Below are 17920 nucleotides of genomic sequence, written 5' to 3'. Positions count from 1 at the left end.
TTCATGGCGGGCGTCTGCGTTGGGGCGCAGCACGATGAGGCGAGCACAGCTGCGTACCGCCCGCTCCGAGCGCCGCCAGCTCGTCATGACGCGCAGGACTATAGGCGAGGGCAACACTGGCCCAGCCACTGCTGCACCGCGTGGAATCCCCCGACTGCACTCCAAGGCCCCACCATGATCTACAACAGCATCCTCGACACCATTGGCCGCACGCCGATCGTCCGCATCCACCGCTACAAGCCCGAGCACGTCGATCTGTTCGTCAAGATCGAAGCCTTCAACCCGATGGCCTCGGTGAAGGACCGCCTGGCGCTGGCGATCATCCTGGACGCCGAGCAGAAGGGCCTGCTGAAGCCCGGCCAGACCGTGGTGGAAGCGACTTCCGGCAACACCGGCATCGCGTTGGCCATGGTCTGCGCCGCGCGCGGCTATCCCTTCGTCGCCTTCATGGTCGAGACCTTCTCGATCGAGCGCCGCAAGCTGATGCGAGCACTCGGCGCCAAGGTGGTGCTGACACCTGCACCCGAACGCGCCACCGGCATGGTGCGCGCAGCCAAGGAGTACGCCGAGCGGACCGGCGGATTCCTCGCAAGGCAGTTCGAGAACCCCGCCAACCCGGCCTTCCACCGCAACACCACCGGGCCGGAAATCCTCTCCGACTTCGCCGGCAAGCGGCTCGACTGGTACGTCACCGGCTACGGCACGGGCGGCACCATGACCGGCGCCGGCGAGATCCTCAAGCTGGCTCGGCCGGACATCAAGATCTGCACCACCGAGCCGGCAGGCGCGCAGCTTCTGGCCGGCGGCGAATGGAAGCCGCACAAGATCCAGGGCTGGACGCCGGACTTCATCCCACCGGTGCTGAACCGCGAGATCTTCGACCGCAACATCCCGGTCGAGGACGTGGTCGCCCGCGACACCTCGCTGGAGCTGGCACGCAAGGAAGGCATCTTCGTCGGCATCTCGGCCGGCGCCACCTATGCCGCCGCGCTGGAGCTGGCCAAGGACCTGGAGCCCGGCAGCCAGGTGCTGGTGATGCTGCCCGACACCGGCGAACGCTACCTCTCGACCTTCCTCTTTGAAGGCATCAACGAGGGCTCGGACGAGGTGTGAGCCTAGCCGCGCCCACGGCGCGGCGGGATTGGGGATTGGGGATTGGGGATTTGGTTGCCTCGAAGCCGGGTACCGTCTTGATGTTGATGGGGCGGATGATGCTTCGCTGCCATAGGGCGAGCGAAGCTACACGGGAGAGTTGTGAGTTTCGTAGCCCCGATGCGCTCTCGCATTAGGGCGACACTGATCAAGTCCCTCCTGGCCTTGATCAGTGGTCGCGAGTCCGGCACATGTCCGGACTCGTTCGGCCGCTATGCGGCGACGCCTTCGCTTCGCTCGGTCACGCTGGATCAAGCACTTACGTGCTCGATCCGCGGGCGCGCCCTCCATGGCGCGCGGCAACCCTCAATTCTTCAGCGTTGCCTCAGGCCCGCATCGAGGGTCGTATCAGCTTCCGACCTGCGAACAACCGCTGCGTCATCGACCTTCGGCAATCCCCAATCCCCAATCCCGCCGCGAACCGTCAGGTCCGCGGCAGCGTCACCCCGGTCTGGCCCTGGTACTTGCCGCCGCGGTCCTTGTAGCTGGTCTCGCAGACTTCATCCGACTGGTAGAACAGCATCTGCGCCACGCCTTCGCCGGCGTAGATGCGGGCGGGCAGCGGCGTGGTGTTGCTGAACTCCAGGGTCACGTGGCCTTCCCACTCGGGCTCCAGCGGGGTCACGTTGACGATGATGCCGCAGCGCGCATAGGTGCTCTTGCCGAGACACACCACCAGCACATCGCGCGGGATACGGAAGTACTCCACCGTGCGCGCCAGCGCGAACGAGTTGGGCGGAATGATGCAGGTGTCGCCCACCACGTCGACAAAGCTGCTGGGATCGAAGTGCTTGGGATCGACGATGGTGCTGTTGATGTTGGTGAATATCTTGAACTCGCGCGCGCAGCGCACGTCATAGCCGTAGCTCGATGTGCCGTAGCTGACGATGCGCTCGCCGCCCGCATTCTGCTTGACCTGGCCGGGCTCGAAGGGCTCGATCATGCCCTGCTCGGCCATGCGACGGATCCAGCGGTCGGACTTGATGCTCATGCGTGGCTCCAGGCCTTGTGAGGTGTCGCGCGGAAAGCCGCGCGAAGGCCGCAAAGTGTAGCGGCCCGGCGTACATGAGGCACGCCGGGCCGCGGAGGGTGCACGAGGGCGGCTCGGCAGCCTCAAGGCCCAGAAGGCGTGGTCTCAGCGGGTTCCCAGCCGCTACCGATGTGCTGATCGAAGAAGGCAAGCAGCTCGCTGTAAAACTTGAGCTTGTTTTCGGTCGAGTAGTAGCCGTGGCCCTCGCCGCGGAAGTACAGGGACTGCACCGGCACCTCGGCGCGCTCCAGGGCCTCTTCCATCCGCTCGGTCTGCTGCACGGGCGCGCGGCGATCGTTCTCGCCCGCCGCAAGAAAGACCGGCACCTTGATGCTCGCGGCGAGGTGGACCGGCGACACCTGCTCCAGGCCCTCGGTACCGATCGCATCACGCAGGTAGTTCCGACCCCAGCGAAGCTGTTGGAAATCGACGCGCTGCGACCAGGCCTCGAGGTCGTACACGCCTACATCACCCGCAGCGCAGGCATAGAGATCGGGCTCACGGGCAGCGCCCATCAGGCTGGCATACGCGCCATAGCTGGCGCCATAGATGCAGATTCGGCGGACATCGGCGATGCCCTCTTCGATCGCCCATCGCGTCGCGTCGGTCAAATCGTCCTGCATCGCCCGACCCCACTGCTTGTAGCCGGCCAGGACGAAATCCTTTCCATAGCCGCCAGAACCACGGAAATTCACCTGCAGAACGGCGTAGCCGCGGGTGGCGAGAATCTGCAGGCCCGGGTTGAAGCCCCAGATGTCCTGGACGCCGAAAGGCCCGCCATGCGGGTGCACCACCAGGGGCAAATCCTTCGCGGCAGCGCCCGGAGGAAGGGTGAGCCATCCGTCCATCGCGAGTCCATCACGCGTGCGGAATTGCACGGCGCGGGTGCTCGCCATGTGCTCCGGGTCGAGCTTTGCGCCGCGACTACCGAAATGGCGAGCGTGCTTGGACTCGCGATCGAAGAGGAAGTACTCCCCGGGGTTGCGATCACTGCGCACGAATACAACGGCGACGCTGCCGTCGGCAGTCGCCGAGGTGACCGCGACCTCATGCCCCTCGAAGGCCGTGAGCAAGCTGCGCCAGAGCAGTGCCTCGGGGTGCTCCGGGTCGAAGAAGTGCACGCCCGGCAGGGGGTTTCGCTCGCGCACGCCGATCACCGAATCGCCATCCAGACTGCGAATCGGGCCTACCGGATCGTGGCGTTCATGCCGATACACCTCGGTGCGCTCGCCGGTGGCCAAGTCCATCAGTTCAACCGCATCGGGACCGTCTTCGCGCGAGGCCTGCAGATACACGCCCCGGCCATCGGGAGTGAAACCCCAGGCAAACAACTCTTGGCCGGTCTGTCCTTCGTGATTGATCAGAGTCCATTCGTCCTCACCCGGCCCGCGATGATGGAGTTCGAGTTCGTTGTTGACGTTGCGCCCCTGGGCGAATCGGAGGTTGCCCTCGGCATCCGTCAGAAAGTCAGCGCGAATGACAGGCGATGTCGCCAGCTTGACCCGACGTCCGTGCTCAATGTCGAGACGCTCAATAGTCGCTGGCAAGGTGGCTCGGGACAGCATCGGCTCGACCTGCACCAGCGCCACGCCCTCAGACTCCGGGAGGATCGCGATGGGCGATGCCCAGACACGCTCGCTCTCACGAACCTTGAGGTGGGTGCCCGTGCTGCGCTGGCCCGCGCGGTAGCCGATCAGCGGGGTGGAACGCCCGCCGTCCACATCCGTTGCGAAGATCTCGCCGGTCGGGGTCGGGGCCTCGTCCCCCAGGAAGCGCTGCGCGGCCGAAATGAGCAACCGGTCGTTGCTTGCCCACCAGAAATCATCGATCTCCAGCTCCTTGCCAGCGTAGAAGTGGCCCTGCTTCTCGCCTGTCTCGGTGTTGAGCATCACCAGCGCGCTTCCGCGTTCTACCGGCACGCTGGCCGCAAGGTGGCGGCCATCGGGCGAGATCTTCACGTCGACGAAGGCATCGCGCTCGAGGAAGTGCTCCAGCGGGGGCGGAGTGGCCGCAGCGGCGATTGCGCGGTCGCAGGTGAGCCCAAGCATCGCTACAAGCAACAGAGCCGTGGGCGATAGGGATACAGGCGAGAAACAGAATCTCATCGAAGAACCTCGTCTATGGAAAGGCTTTGGAAAGCAGTGCAAATGCTGCGGACAGCCGGCAGGCGGGGGGCATCCGGGAGCGGGTCGGCGTCAAGATCCGCGCGATCGACCCGCGATCTAACCCGTATCCCACAACGTTGGGCGCAGATGCAGCGCTGCGGCCGCGAATTGCGGCGACGCAGGATGCCAGCGCAGACCGCATCTGCACAGACGATTTCTTAGGACGAGCAGTCCGTTTGGGCCGCTCGTAGCCGCGGATGGCGGAGACTCGACCGGATCGCTGACGAGTCGTCGGCATCCGCTCTGGGGGCTTGCGTCGGGCGCCTTTGCGGAGCCGTCGCCGACCCGTCTCGAACCTCCAAGCTGGCGCGGGAGCCGCGTGTCGCATCGGGGGCTGCACGGAACTCGCACCGAGGCGGTCGCGCCTTGCCGCGACTGTCCTTAAGCCCGATGGCGGCCAACGCGATCCACTGCCAGACTCAGCAGCCCTCCCCCGAACAAAAGCAGCGCCATGGATCAGCCCCGCATCGCCCTCGTTACCGGCTCCACCAGCGGCATCGGCCTCGCCGTGGCCGAAGCCCTGGCCCAGGCCGGCTGTCGGATCATGCTGAACGGGCTGGGCACGCCGGAGCAGATCGAGGCGGCACGCGCCAGGGTCGCCGCACACGGCGTCGAGGTCGACTTCCACGGCGCCGACCTGTCCAAGGCCGAAGGCGTGGAAGCCTTGGTGCGGGCTACCGAAGCGCGCTTCGGGCGCCTCGACATCCTGGTCAACAACGCCGGCATCCAGCACACCGCGCGCATCGAGGACTTCCCTGCCGAACGCTGGGACGCGATCCTCGCGATCAATCTCTCGGCCACCTTCCACGCTCTGCGCTGTGCCCTGCCGGGCATGCAGGCGCGCGGCTACGGCCGCATCATCAACATCGCTTCGGTGCACGGCCTGGTGGCCTCGGTGGAGAAGTCGGCCTATGTCGCCGCGAAGCACGGCATCGTCGGTCTGACCAAGGTGACGGCGCTGGAAAATGCCGAGGCCAACATCACCTGCAATGCGATCTGTCCGGGCTGGGTGCTGACGCCCTTGGTGCAGAAGCAGATCGATGCCCGCGCCGAACGCGAAGGCCTCGATGCCGCCGCCGCGGAACGCGCGCTGCTGGCCGAGAAGCAGCCCAGCCTGCGCTTCACCCGCCCCGAGGACATCGGCGGTGCGGCGGTGTTCCTGTGCAGCCCGGCGGCGGACAACATCACCGGCACGACGCTAACGCTGGATGGGGGCTGGACGGCGCGCTGAGCTCGGGATTGGGGATTGGGGATTGGGATTCAACGCTCGCAGGCCTCGGCCTGACGGGGCAGCCCTAGGTTGGGCCAAGCGCAGCGGCTATAGTCCGAGGCCCGCAGGTCAGACGCGCACGCCAGCGCGACGACCACGTTTGCCCAATCCCCAATCCCCAATCCCGGCTCTCCAATGCGCATCGCCAGCTGGAACGTCAACTCGCTCAACGTGCGCCTGCCGCATCTGTCGGACTGGCTGAAGTCGGCCCAGCCCGACATCGTTGGTCTGCAGGAAACCAAGCTGGAGGATCCGAAGTTTCCGGACTCAGAGCTCGCAGCGCTGGGCTACCGCAGCGTGTTCGCCGGGCAGAAGACCTACAACGGTGTGGCGCTGCTGTCGAAAACGCCGTCGAGCGAGGTGCAGATCGGCATTCCCGGCTTCGAAGACGAGCAGAAGCGCGTCATCGCCGCGAGCTTCGGCGAGCTGCGGGTGATCGACCTCTACGTGGTCAACGGCAAGGCCGTCGGCGACGAGAAGTACGAGTACAAGCTGCGCTGGCTGGCCGCGGTGCACGACTGGGTGGCGCAGGAGATCGCGCGGCATCCGAACCTGGTTGTGCTGGGTGACTTCAACATCGCGCCCGACGATCGTGACGTACACGACCCGGCCGCCTGGCACGAGCAGATCCTCTGCTCCACGCCGGAGCGCGATGCCTTGAAGCGGCTGTGCGGGCTGGGCCTGCACGACAGCTTCCGCCTGCACTCCGATGAAGCCGGGCAGTTCAGCTGGTGGGACTACCGCGCCGCCGGCTTCCGCCGCAACCTCGGCCTGCGCATCGATCTGGTGCTGGTCTCCGACGCGCTGAAGTCGCGCTGCAGGGCCTCGATCATCGACCGCGAGCCGCGCAGCTGGGAGCGGCCCTCCGACCATGCGCCGGTGATCATCGACCTCGACTGATCGCGCCTGTGTTCCGTCTCTTCGCACGCAGCGCTCTGTTCTGGTCAGCGCTACCGCTGATGCTGCCGCAGGCGCTGTGGCTGAAGCGCTCGGCGCCGCGCGCTGCGGCCGCGGAAGGCGCGCGCGAAGGCCGTGCCGGCGCTGAGAATGCAGCGCGACTGCGTCTGCTCGCGCTGGGCGATTCGCCTTTCGAGGGCGTGGGTATCGCGCGCATGGCGGACACCCTGCCGGTGCGCCTGGCCGGGCTGATTGCCGACGCGGAACAGATGCGCGTGGAGTGGCGCATCCTGGCGAAGAACGGCGCCACCGCGCGCAGCCTGCGCGAGCGCCTGCTGCCGGGCATCGAGCGCGACCCGTTCGATCTGATTCTGGTCTCGGTGGGCGTCAACGACGTCACCGGACTGACGCGCGGGCACGGCTTTGCAGAGTCGATCGACGCCCTGCTGTCGGATCTGCGCGCGCACTCGCCGCAGGCGCAGATCGTGCTGCTCGGCATCCCGCCGATGCAGGCGTTTCCGCTGCTGCCGGAGCCGCTGCGCGCTTGGCTGGGTGGACGCAGTCGTCGGCTGGAGGCGCTGGGCATCGCCGCGGCGCAGAGGCGCGACGCCCTGCATTCACCGATCCACATCGAGCCCACGCCCGCGCTGTTCGCCAGCGATGGCTTCCATCCCTCCGAACTCGGTCATGCGCGCTGGGCCGAGGAAGTGCATTCGCAGCTGCAGGCCTTGCCGTGGCGACCACTTCGCCGCGGCTAGTCTCGGCCGCCGCCCTCACTCCGCGAAGACCTCTGTGCTGATCGCCCTGCCCCTGCTGCTGGCCGCGCAAGACCCGGCGGCGCTCGATGCCATCCACGTCAGCGCGCGCGCGCCGCGCTCGGCCGCCGCCGAAACCGTGTCGGCCTCGCGCCTTGATGCCGATACGCTCGACCGCATCGCGCCCCAGCATGCGCAGGAGGCCTTCGCCCGCGTGCCCGGCGCCTGGGCCAGCCGCGGCAGCGGTCAGGAACAGCTGCTGGCGATCCGCTCGCCGGTGTTGACAGGCACCGGCGCCTGCGGCGCCTTCCTCGTCCTCGAACAGGGCCTCCCGATCCGCCCGGCTGGCTTCTGCAACGTCAACCAGCTGTTCGAGCTGCCGATCGAATTGGCTGGCGCGATCGAGGTGCTGCGCGGCCCCGGCACAGCGGTGCACGGCAGCAATGCCCTGCACGGTGTCATCGAGCTGCGCGCGCCGCGCCTCGATGCACCGGCGCGCCTGGCCCTGCGCGCAGGCAGCTTCGACTACACACAGCTGATCGCCGGCCTGCCCGGCGGCAGCGCGGCGCGCCCCTTTCGCATCGACCTCGCGGCCACCGATAGCGGCAGCTTCCGCGCGGACGAGGGCTACAGCCAGCAGCGCATCCTGGCGCAGTTCGCGCTGCCGCAGGCGCCGGGCGCGCCGGAGTTCCTGCTCTCTGCGCAAGCCCTGGACCAGGACACCGCCGGCTTCGTCACCGGTGACCGCGCATTCGCCGACGCGCGCCGACGCTTGAATCCCAACCCGGAGGCCTACCGCCGGGCGCAGTCGGCGCGGCTGTCCGGACGCTGGCGGTTCGCTCTCGACCCGGTGGTTCTCACGCTGACGCCCTACGCGCGCGGCGATCGCGGCGAGTTCATCCAGCACTTTCTGCTCGGCAAGCCGATCGAGGACAACGGCAGCGACAGCCTCGGCCTGCAGTTGGGCGTGGCCGCGCTGGGCGGTGCGCTGCGCAGCGGCATCGACCTTGAGTTCGCACAGGGCGACCTGCTGCAGCGGCAGGCGCAGCCGCTCACCACCGGCACGGCCGCGCAGAACGCCATTCGCCCCGCGGGCCGTCACTACGACTACCGCGTGCGCTCCGACAGTGCAGCGGCCTTCCTGCAGTGGGACGCAGCGCTCGGCGCGCTGTGGAGCCTGCAGAGCGGCGCGCGTGTCGAGTCGATCGGCTACCGCTACGACAACCGCATGGACAGCGGCAACCTCGCCGAGAACGGCAGTGCCTGCGGCTTCGGCGGCTGCCTCTATGAGCGCCCCGCGGACCGCAGCGACCGCTTCACCCGCCCCACCGCCAACCTCGGCCTGCTGCGTGTCGACGAGGCCGGGCGCCGGCTGTTCCTGCGCGCGGCCAGCGCCTTCCGCGCGCCGCAGGTGGGCGAGCTGTATCGCCTGCAGCGCGGGCAGTCGGTGGCGGATCTCGGGCCCGAGCGTGCGGAGTCGCTCGAAATCGGCGGTGGCCTTCCCCTGCCCGGCGGCCGCATCGAGGGCGTCGTGTACGCGATGGACAAGCGCGGCAGCATTTTCCGCGATGCCGCCGGCTTCAACCTCGGCGACGGCCGCAGTCGGCACGTCGGCATCGAACTGGAGCTGTCGCTGACGCTGCCGCTGGATGTTCAGCTGGATTCCAACCTCGCCTGGTCGGAACAGACCTATCGCTTCGAACGCGCGCTGGGCGGCGGCGAGACGATCCGCCGCGGCAACCGCGTCGACACCGCGCCCGAATGGCTGGGCGGCCTGCGCCTGCGCCGCGCCTTCGATGGCTTCGGCGAAGTCGAGCTGGAGTGGCAGCACCAGGGCGGCTACTTCGCCGACGCCGGCAACACGTTCTGGCACCCAGGCCACGACCTCGCCCACCTGCGCTGGTCGCGGTCGCTCAGCCAGAGCTGGCGGCTGAGTGCTTCGATCCGCAATCTCGGCGACATCGGCTACGCCGAACGCGCCGACTTCGGTTTCGGCGAGCGCCGCTACTTCCCGGGTGCGCCGCGCAGCTACGTGGTGGGGCTGGAGTGGCGGGGCTGAGGATCGGTCTGCCGCGCGCTCGCGCAAGAATGGCTCGCCAAGCCACCTGGTCAAGTCGTCCAACGAAGGCCCGCCGTTTGGAGCGAGCTTGCTCGCGACCCGGAGCGTGTTTGCAGGGCGCAGGCTGCAGTCGCCTGCAAGCAGGCTCCTACAGAGAACGCGAACGGACGAATTCAGAATTCTTCAAGAGCAGCGGGTGCGCGAAACGGGGCTTTGGCGAACGTGATCCCAGGCTCAAGCCACGAAGGCCTCACAGGCTTCGTAAGCGGCGGCCTGTTCGGCAATACGCAGCGACTGCAGCAAGTCGAGCTCCAGCACCAGGCCCGGCACCGACTGCACCGCGAGACGGCCCTGTCCCACGCGGATGTCGGCGGCGGTGAACTGCTCGCCCTCGCGCCGATACACAGTCAAAACGCTGGAGACCGGATCGATCAGCCACAGCTCGCCGACACCGGCCCGCTCGTAGCGCTGGCGTTTGTCCACCAGATCAAACGCTGCCGTGCTCGGAGACAGCACCTCGATGATGAAGTCCGGTGCGCCGCGCACGCCGCGAGCATCAATCCTGGACGCATCGCAGACGACGAGCAGGTCGGGTTCAAAGACAGTGCGGATGTCCTCGTCCGCCTCATCACCGCCGGGAAGGCGCACGCCCATAGGCGCAGAGAATCCCTGGCAGGGCTTGCCCTGCGGCTGGTTGCCAATCTGCCGACCGAGCTCGAACACCACGCGCTGATGTGCCGTGCTGGGTGGTGCCACGGCGTAAGCGTGTCCATCCAGCAGCTGCCAGCGCTCACCCTCCGGCCAGGCGAGGTAGTCGGCGTAGCAGAATTCTCCGCTTCGAGGCTGGCCATGGGCCATGGCAGGCTCCCGCTGTTGGCGTCTTGGGCGATGGTAGCAGCGCGGACCTGACCCACGCTCAGCGGCTAGAATCCCCGGCATGACCTCCCCCTGCAATATCGCCGCGAGCCTGCCGCGGCTGGCGCTTGAGCGCCCCGACCAGATCGCCATCCGCTGTCCCTCAGGCCGGCGCGCCGACGGCAGCGCCGAGTACGGACTCACCCTGAACTATGCCGAGCTTGACCGGCGCAGCGATGCCATCGCTGCGGGTCTTGCGAAGATCGGCATCGGCCGCGGCGTGCGCACTGCGCTGATGGTGCGGCCCTCGCCCGACCTCTTTCTGCTGATGTTCGCCCTGTTCAAGTCGGGTGCGGTGCCGGTGCTGATCGATCCGGGCATCGACAAACGTGCGCTCAAGCAGTGCCTCGGTGAATCCGCGCCCGCGGGCTTCATCGGCATTCCGCTGGCGCAGCTGGCGCGCGTGCTGCTCGGCTGGGGGCGCGGCCACGTGCGGCACATCGTCACCGTCGGCCGGCGCTTTCCTTTCGGCGGCCACAGCCTGGCCGAGGTCGAGGCACTGGGTGCAGGCGCCGGCCCGCAGCTGGCGGACACCGCACCCGATGAGATCGCGGCCATCCTGTTCACCTCCGGATCGACCGGCGTGCCCAAGGGCGTGGTGTACCGGCACCGCCACTTCGTCGCCCAGATCGATCTGCTCGGCAGCGCCTTCGGCATCCAGCCCGGTGGCGTCGACCTGCCGACCTTCCCGCCTTTCGCACTGTTCGATCCCGCGCTCGGGCTGACCAGCGTGATCCCGGACATGGACCCGACCCGCCCGGCCAAGGCCGATCCGAAGAAGCTGATCGCCGCGATCCATGAATTCGGCGTCGGCCAGATGTTCGGCTCACCCGCCCTGCTGGACACGCTGTCGCGCTACGGCGAGCAGCACGGCATCACCCTGCCAACCTTGAAGCGCGTGACTTCCGCCGGCGCACCGGTGCCCTTCGCTGTGGTCAAACGCATGCAGGCCATGCTGCCGGCCGACGCGCAGATCTGGACGCCCTATGGCGCCACCGAATGCCTGCCGGTGGCGGTGATCGAGGGCCGCGAGCTGGCCGAGACCCGCGCCGCCACCGAGGCTGGCGCCGGCACCTGCGTGGGGCGACCCGTCGCCGCCAACACGGTGCGCATCATCGCGATCACCGATGAGGCCATCGCCGACTGGCGCGAAGTGCAGGAGCTCGCGCCGGGCGCGATCGGCGAGATCACGGTGGCAGGCCCCAGCGCCACGGATGCGTATTTCCAGCGCGATGCCGCCACCCGACTCGCCAAGATCCGCGAGCACCTGCCCGACGGCAGCGAGCGCATCGTCCACCGGATGGGCGACCTCGGCTGGTTCGACGAGCACGGCCGGCTGTGGTTCTGCGGCCGCAAGAGCCAGCGCGTCGAAACCTCTGGCGGCGCGCTGTATACAGAGCAGGTCGAACCCGTGTTCAACACCCACGCGGATGTGCGGCGCACCGCGCTGGTCGGCGTCGGCGCGACGGGCGCACAGACGCCAGTGCTTTGCGTGGAGCTGAAGCCCGGCGTCTTGCGGGACCGCTCGGCCATCGAGGCCGAGCTGCTGAACCTGGGCGGGCATCACCCGCACACCCTAAGCATCCAGCGCGTACTCTTCCATCCGGGCTTTCCGGTCGACATCCGGCACAATGCCAAAATCGGCCGCGAAGCGCTTTCGCGCTGGGCTGCGGACATCCTCGGCAGGGGCAAGGCATGAAGATTCTGGTCACTGGCGGCGGCGGCTTTCTGGGGCAGGCGATCTGCACGCGTCTGGTCAATCGCGGGCTCACCGTCGTCAGCTTCAACCGCGGTCTCTATCCCGGCCTGGCGGCGCTTGGCGTCAAGCAGGTCCAGGCCGACCTCGCCAACTTCGATGCTCTCGCCGAGGCGACTGCCGGCGTGGATGCGATCTTCCACGTGGGTGCCAAGGCCGGCGCCTGGGGCAGCTTCCGCGACTATTTCGACGCCAACGTGCGCGGCACACGCAACGTGCTCGCAGCGTGTCGCCTGAACGACGTGCGCACGCTCGTCTACACCAGCACGCCCAGCGTCACCCATCACGCCTCGACGCCGGTAGTCGGCCTGTCCGAAGCCAAGGTGCCGCTGGCCACGGGCTTCAAGGCCTGGTACCCGGCCACCAAGCGCATCGCCGAAGAAGCCGTGCTGGAAGCGAACACTCAGGACCTCGCCACCGTCGCCCTGCGCCCGCGCCTGATCTGGGGCCCCGGCGACAACCACCTGCTGCCGCGCATGGTCGAGCGCGCCAAGGCGGGGCGCCTGCGCTTCGTCGGTGACGGCCAGAACAAGATCGACACCACCTACATCGACAACGCCGCCCAGGCGCATCTGGACGCCTTCGACGCGCTGCACGGCCACGCCGGCGCCCGCTGCGCGGGCAAGGCCTACTTCATTTCGAACGGCGAGCCGAAACCGATCTCGGAAATCGTCAACGGCCTGCTGCGCGCCGCCGGCGCGCCGATCGTCAAGGACCTGATGCCCTTCCGCGCGGCCTACTGGATCGGCGCCGCCATGGAAGCCGCCTGGACGGTCCTGCCGCTCAAAGGCGAGCCGCTGATGACGCGCTTTCTGGCCGAGCAGCTGTCGACCACGCACTTCTACGACATCAGCGCCGCGCGCCGGGACTTCGGCTACCAGCCGCGGGTCAGCGTGATCGAAGGCCTGCGTCAGCTCGGACACTGGTGGCAGGCGCAGGCCGCCGCCGACGCGTTCGAAAGCGCCTGAAGCCGTTGCGGCGATGAGCAAATCGCCCGCGCGCTTCTACTACAAGGGCAGTCGCCTCAAGCAGCTGCGGGCCTTCTGCCACGCTGCGCGCCTGGGCTCGGTGACGCGCGCGGCCGAGGCCCTGTTCCTCAGCCAGCCGGCCGTGTCGCTGCAGCTGGGCGCGCTCGAGGGCGAGCTGGGCCTCAGTCTGTTCGAACGCCACGGCCGCCGCCTGAACCTCACCCGCGAAGGCCAAGTGCTCTACGAGCTGGCGCGTCCGCTGGTCGACGGACTGGATGGGCTCGAAACCGAGTTCAAGAGCCGCCTCAAGGGCCTTGAGGGCGGCGAGCTCAATATCGCGGCGGGTGCTTCGACCATTCTCTACCTGCTGCCGGAGCTGATCGCCCAGTTCCGCCGCACCCATCCGGACGTGCAGCTGCGCCTGCACAACGTCACCGGCAAGGACGGTCTGGCCCTGATCCGCTCGGACGAAGTCGACCTTGCCGTGGGCTCGATGCTCGATGTGCCCAACGATATCGACTACGCGCCGCTGTACTCCTTTGACCCGGTCCTGATCACGCCGCCCGACCATCCGCTGGCGCGCGCGCGGCATCCGACGCTTGAAGACCTTTCGCCCTACGGCCTGATCCTGCCGCCCAAGCGTCTGACCACCTATCGGCTGGTCGATCTGATCTTCCAGCAGCGCAAGGTGCCCTACACCGTCGCGCTGGAAGTGGGCGGCTGGGAAGTCATCAAGCAATACGTGGCCATGGGGCTCGGCATCAGCATCGTCACCAGCATCTGCATCAACGAGACGGACCGCCAGCGCCTGTTCGTACACAACATGCGCGAGTACTTCCCACCGCGCAGCTACGGCGTGGTGATCCGCAAGGGCAAGTACCTGAGCCCGCAGGCCCGCGCCTTCGTCGACCAGATCAAGCCCCAGGCCTTCGCCCGCGGCGGCTATGACGAGGCGGGGCATTCGGAGCGATGATGTGGGGCCCCTCACCCCTGCGCGGAGCGCCCCTATGCGCCTGATCCTGCCGACCTTCCTGCTGCTTTTCGCCGGCATCGCCCAAGCCGCCCCGATCGAGAACAAGTGGCGCCTGCAGTTCAGCGGCAACGCCGAGTCAAGCGGCTCGCTGGTGCTGGCATTCACGCCCAAGGATGGTGCTGCCACCGAAGTGGAGGTCACGATCGAGGACGGCACCAGCGAGAACGGTGTGGCGCGCCGCGTGCGAGAAGCCCTGCGCGAAGCGATCGGCGAGGACTACCGCGTCGAGGTCGACGACGGCGAAGACGTGCTGGTCAAGCGCCGCCTGGGCCGGCCGCGCTTCAATGTGTCCCTGGTGAACAACAGCGTCGAAGGCGTGCGCCTGAATCTCGACCAGGAGTAGCGCCGCGGGCGGGCAGCTTGCGTTTCGATCCGGTTTTGGCAGCTCACGGCGCGCGGCTAGGCGTGGCGCTGGCGGCGGCATCGCGCTGGGGGCCAACCCACCGCAGCGCCAAGTTCAGCCAAAGGTCGTGCGCAGGCTGTCGCGAACTTCGATACCGGTCGCCGGGAAATCACAGAACACGCCGTCCACGCCGAGGCGCAAGGCCGCGCGCAGCTCCTCGCGCACGTCGGCGTAGCCCTCGCCCACCCGATCATCGCGGTAGGTCCACGGGTGCACGCGAAGTCCAGCGGCGTGGGCCGCTTCGACCAGACCGCTGCCGCGGCCTTGCGCGCTCCACAGCAGGCGCTTGTCGACGCCGAGGCCCCACAGCCACTGACCGTGCTCGGCGATGACGCGGCGCCAGTCGGCGCCCTGCTCCAGCAGCAGGGTGCAGGGCAGGCCCGTACTCGCCCGCACTCGCTGCAAGGCTCCCACCTCGAAACACTGCACGCGGACTTCCACCCCTGCGGGCAGCGCGAGCAGCGCTTGTGCGAACAGCGGGACAGGATCCAAGCCCAGCGCGGCGAAATGCGCCGGATGCTTGAGTTCGGGATAGACGCTCACTGCCTGGCCACGCTCCAGTGCGGCTTGCGCAGCCCAGTCCAGCACGTCCTGCCAACTGGGCACGCCGTGGTGATCGTCATGCCGGTCGCTGCGCCCCTCGAAGGGCTGGCGCGCGCGCAGGCGGCGGATGTCCTCCAGCGCGAAATCGGTGCTCCACCAGTCGTCCCCACGCTTCAGGTGCGAGAACTCGCCGCGAACAAAGACATCGGTGCTGCGCGCGAGATTGGGCTCATGGCGGGCGATCAGCACGCCGTCGCGAGTCGGCACAAGGTCCGGCTCGATCACGTCGGCGCCTTGGCCCAGGCCTAGCGCGTAGGCGGCCAGGGTGTGCTCAGGCAGCAGTCCGCTGGCGCCGCGATGGGCGATCACCTGCGGCGGCAGTCCGTCCAGCGTTCTCCAGCTCATGCCTCTCTCCGTGTCGCGCGCAGCGTCGACTGGATCCATGAAGGCCCGATGGCGGAGCGGCCGCGCCGAAGCTCAGGCCGCTCCGGCCGAGCGCGCCAGATAGGCGCCGATGCCGTCGAGGAACATCTGCACCGACAATGCCACCAGCAGCATGCCCATGAGGCGCTCGATCGCCGCCAGCACCCGGTGGCCAAGCAGGCGGTAGAGATACGTCGAGGAGAACAGGATCACCGCAGTCGCCAGCCAGGCCAGGAAGAGGGCCAGGCTGAAGTCCCCCATGCGCTCGGGCTCGTTGCTGGACATCAGCATCACTGCTGCCATACCCGAGGGCCCGGCGATCAGCGGAATCGCCATCGGCACGATGAAGGGCTCGCCCTCGGGCGTGTCGCCAAACAGGCCTTCGGGCGTGGGAAAGATCATCTTGATGCCGATCAGGAACAGCACGATGCCGCCGGCGATCGCCACGGACTCCTGACGCAGATGCATGGCCGACAGGATGTGCTGGCCGCCCCAGAGGAAGGCGAACAGCACCACCAGGGCGATCAGCAGCTCGCGGGCCAGCACCCAGCGCCGCCGCGCAGGCGGCAGGGTCTTGAGCAGGTTCAGGAAGATCGGAACATTGCCCAAGGGGTCCAGGATCATGAACAGCAGGATCGCCGCCGACAGGGTGCTCACGGTGCGATGACCTCGCCATGGGGGGATGCAGCGGACGTGTCGAACAGGCGAACAATCGCCGGCGCGCGCTGCGCGGCCGGCGGCAGCAGGCCCGGGTCTTCGCCGAAGTAAGCACGCGAACGCAGATTGGTGCGGGTCGGCGCGGGCCGCACGGCGTTCACCCGCAGCGTCGAGCCTTCCAGTTCCTCGGCAAGAATGCGGAAGGCACCTTCGAGCCCGTGCTTGCCGATGCCGTAGCCGCCCCAGTAGGCGCGACTGACGCGGTCGAGATCGTCGAGCATGAACACCAGCGAGGACGGCCGCTCAGTGCTGCCGCTCTCGCGCAGCAAAGGCAGCAGGGCGCGACTCAGCATCAGCGGCGCGGTCAGGTTGACGTGAATGGCGCGGGCGATGTCGAGCGGCTCGCTGTTTTCGATCGAGGCCAGGTGCTTGAAGTCGGCCGCGGCGTGCAGCACACCGTGCAGGCCGCACAGCTCGGCCCGCAGAGTGTCGGCGAGCTGCTCATAGTCGGCGGGTGTGGCGCCTTCGAGATCCAGCGGATAGATCGCGGGTTCGGGCGAACCATCGGCGACGAGCTGATCGTAGACCTGGCCCAGCTTGGGCACGCGCCGCCCGAGCAGCACGACCTGCGCACCGGCCCGAGCCGCCGCGCGCGCGACTTCCGAGCCGAAGGCGCCGTGCGCACCGACGACCAGCAGCGAGCGTCCCGCCAGCGGCTTCGCAGCGTCACTCATGCCGGCTTCTGCGCTTCGCTGACGATGCGCGCCAGCTCGCCCGCCTGGTGCAACTCCAGGGTGATGTCGCAGCCGCCGATCAGCTCACCGTTGATGAACAGCTGCGGGAAGGTGGGCCAGTTCGAGAAGCGCGGCAGGTTGGCGCGCACGTCCGGATCCTGCAGCACGTTGATCGAGTGGAACTGGGCGTTGCAGGCCTTCAGCGCCTCGACGGTGCGCGAGGAAAAGCCGCACATGGGAAACTGCGGGGTGCCCTTCATGAACAGCACGATGGGGTGTTCGGCCAGCACGGCCTTGATGCGATCGACGGTGGCGTTCATGCGGTCTCCATCACGGCCCGGCTAAAGCGTGGGCGCGGTTGCGGGGAAAGTCGGGAGCGGCGCTGCGCGAACCTCACGAACGGGTCACGCGGCCTGCTTGCTACAATTTTCCCACACCAGCCGGCCTTGCAGCGATTCCATCCTGCTCGGCACCACGCCTCGCCGGCTGCGTGGCCCGCCGGCACCGCCGCCGGGCGCGACGCAAGCACTCTTCCCTTTCCACGCTCGCCTGAAGGAACCGTCATGGCCATCGAACTGCCAGCCCTGCCCTACGCCCGCGACGCTCTTGCCCCGCACATCTCGGCCGAGACCATCGATTACCACTACGGCAAGCATCACCAGACCTATGTCACCAACTTGAACAACCAGATCGCTGGCACCGCGTTCGAGGGCAAAGATCTGGAAACCATCATCAAGACCAGCAGCGGCGGCATGTTCAACAACGCCGCCCAGGTCTGGAACCACACCTTCTACTGGCACTGCCTGAAGCCAAACGGCGGCGGCGCGCCGAGCGGCAAGCTGGCCGAGGCCATCAACGCGGCCTTCGGCAGCTTCGAGGCCTTCAAGGAGAAGTTCACCCAGACCGCGCTGACCACCTTCGGCTCCGGCTGGGCCTGGCTGGTGCAGCGTCCGGACGGCAGCCTGGCGCTGGTCTCGACTTCGAATGCCGCCACCCCGCTGACCGGCGAAGACCGCGCGCTGCTGACCTGCGACGTGTGGGAGCACGCGTACTACGTTGACTACCGCAACGCCCGCGCCAAGTACGTCGAGGCGTTCTGGAGCCTGGTCAACTGGGACTTCGTCGAGAGCCAGATGGCCTGATCGCTGCGCGATCACAGG

General features: G+C 67.9%; 17 protein-coding genes. 10 read left to right on the top strand and 7 right to left on the bottom strand.

Features of this window, described 5'->3' with window-relative positions; all coding sequences use genetic code 11:
- Positions 1-174: 174 nt before the first annotated feature.
- A complete protein-coding gene (cysK, locus tag H4O13_02220; GenBank protein ID MBE5314196.1) occupies positions 175-1113 on the top strand; it encodes a cysteine synthase A in 939 nt (312 codons plus the stop codon).
- A 463-nt stretch (positions 1114-1576) separates the two neighbouring features.
- Here cysK and H4O13_02215 read toward each other — a convergent pair whose 3' ends face one another.
- Together H4O13_02215 and H4O13_02210 are read right to left on the bottom strand one after the other, a co-directional pair.
- Positions 1577-2143: a dCTP deaminase gene (locus tag H4O13_02215; GenBank protein MBE5314195.1), complete on the bottom strand. Its 567-nt coding sequence runs from the start codon at positions 2141-2143 to the stop codon at positions 1577-1579.
- A gap of 122 nt (positions 2144-2265) precedes the next feature.
- The gene (locus H4O13_02210; GenBank protein MBE5314194.1) at positions 2266-4230 is read right to left on the bottom strand and encodes a S9 family peptidase; all 1965 of its coding nucleotides are present in this window, start codon (positions 4228-4230) and stop codon (positions 2266-2268) included.
- A 568-nt stretch (positions 4231-4798) separates the two neighbouring features.
- On the opposite strand from H4O13_02210, the gene H4O13_02205 reads away from it, so the two are divergent.
- From H4O13_02205 to H4O13_02190, 4 genes are all read left to right on the top strand, one after another.
- Positions 4799-5578: a 3-hydroxybutyrate dehydrogenase gene (locus tag H4O13_02205; protein MBE5314193.1), complete on the top strand. Its 780-nt coding sequence runs from the start codon at positions 4799-4801 to the stop codon at positions 5576-5578.
- Positions 5579-5752: 174 nt separating this feature from the next.
- Positions 5753-6517, top strand: a complete 765-nt coding sequence (gene xth, locus H4O13_02200) for an exodeoxyribonuclease III (protein ID MBE5314192.1) — start codon at positions 5753-5755, stop codon at positions 6515-6517.
- A gap of 8 nt (positions 6518-6525) precedes the next feature.
- On the top strand, positions 6526-7272 hold the full coding sequence (locus tag H4O13_02195; protein MBE5314191.1) for an SGNH/GDSL hydrolase family protein: 747 nt from the start codon (positions 6526-6528) through the stop codon (positions 7270-7272).
- 34 nt (positions 7273-7306) lie between these two features.
- Positions 7307-9328, top strand: a complete 2022-nt coding sequence (locus H4O13_02190) for a TonB-dependent receptor (GenBank protein MBE5314190.1) — start codon at positions 7307-7309, stop codon at positions 9326-9328.
- A 234-nt stretch (positions 9329-9562) separates the two neighbouring features.
- Here H4O13_02190 and H4O13_02185 read toward each other — a convergent pair whose 3' ends face one another.
- Positions 9563-10186, bottom strand: coding sequence for a Uma2 family endonuclease (locus H4O13_02185; GenBank protein ID MBE5314189.1), 624 nt, complete (start codon positions 10184-10186; stop codon positions 9563-9565).
- A 79-nt stretch (positions 10187-10265) separates the two neighbouring features.
- Here H4O13_02185 and H4O13_02180 point away from each other — a divergent pair, with 79 nt between their 5' ends.
- Genes H4O13_02180 through H4O13_02165 form a run of 4 tightly spaced genes read left to right on the top strand, consistent with a single transcriptional unit; the run spans position 10266 to position 14343 of the window.
- Positions 10266-11942, top strand: a complete 1677-nt coding sequence (locus tag H4O13_02180; protein ID MBE5314188.1) for an AMP-binding protein — start codon at positions 10266-10268, stop codon at positions 11940-11942.
- Complete coding sequence (locus tag H4O13_02175) at positions 11939-12967, top strand: NAD-dependent epimerase/dehydratase family protein (GenBank protein ID MBE5314187.1); 1029 nt, start codon at positions 11939-11941, stop codon at positions 12965-12967. Before H4O13_02180 ends, H4O13_02175 begins: the two co-directional genes overlap by 4 nt.
- 13 nt (positions 12968-12980) lie before the next feature.
- Entirely contained in the window at positions 12981-13940 is a 960-nt protein-coding gene (locus H4O13_02170) for a LysR family transcriptional regulator (GenBank protein MBE5314186.1), read from the top strand.
- 34 nt (positions 13941-13974) lie between these two features.
- Entirely contained in the window at positions 13975-14343 is a 369-nt protein-coding gene (locus tag H4O13_02165) for a hypothetical protein (GenBank protein ID MBE5314185.1), read from the top strand.
- 114 nt (positions 14344-14457) lie between these two features.
- Here H4O13_02165 and H4O13_02160 read toward each other — a convergent pair whose 3' ends face one another.
- The 4 genes from H4O13_02160 to grxD all read right to left on the bottom strand — a co-directional run bounded on the left by H4O13_02160 (position 14458) and on the right by grxD (position 17080).
- Entirely contained in the window at positions 14458-15351 is an 894-nt protein-coding gene (locus H4O13_02160; protein ID MBE5314184.1) for a glycerophosphodiester phosphodiesterase, read from the bottom strand.
- 72 nt (positions 15352-15423) lie between these two features.
- Positions 15424-16026, bottom strand: coding sequence for a YhgN family NAAT transporter (locus H4O13_02155; GenBank protein ID MBE5314183.1), 603 nt, complete (start codon positions 16024-16026; stop codon positions 15424-15426).
- Positions 16023-16760, bottom strand: a complete 738-nt coding sequence (locus tag H4O13_02150) for an SDR family oxidoreductase (GenBank protein ID MBE5314182.1) — start codon at positions 16758-16760, stop codon at positions 16023-16025. Before H4O13_02150 ends, H4O13_02155 begins: the two co-directional genes overlap by 4 nt.
- On the bottom strand, positions 16757-17080 hold the full coding sequence (gene grxD, locus H4O13_02145) for a Grx4 family monothiol glutaredoxin (GenBank protein MBE5314181.1): 324 nt from the start codon (positions 17078-17080) through the stop codon (positions 16757-16759). The genes H4O13_02150 and grxD overlap by 4 nt, the downstream gene beginning before the upstream one ends.
- 243 nt (positions 17081-17323) lie before the next feature.
- Here grxD and sodB point away from each other — a divergent pair, with 243 nt between their 5' ends.
- Complete coding sequence (sodB, locus tag H4O13_02140; protein ID MBE5314180.1) at positions 17324-17902, top strand: superoxide dismutase [Fe]; 579 nt, start codon at positions 17324-17326, stop codon at positions 17900-17902.
- Positions 17903-17920: the final 18 nt, after the last annotated feature.

The organism is Lysobacterales bacterium (assembly GCA_014946745.1).
Classification (GTDB): domain Bacteria; phylum Pseudomonadota; class Gammaproteobacteria; order Xanthomonadales; family Xanthomonadaceae; genus Aquimonas.
This window is presented reverse-complemented; position numbering and strand designations above follow the sequence as displayed.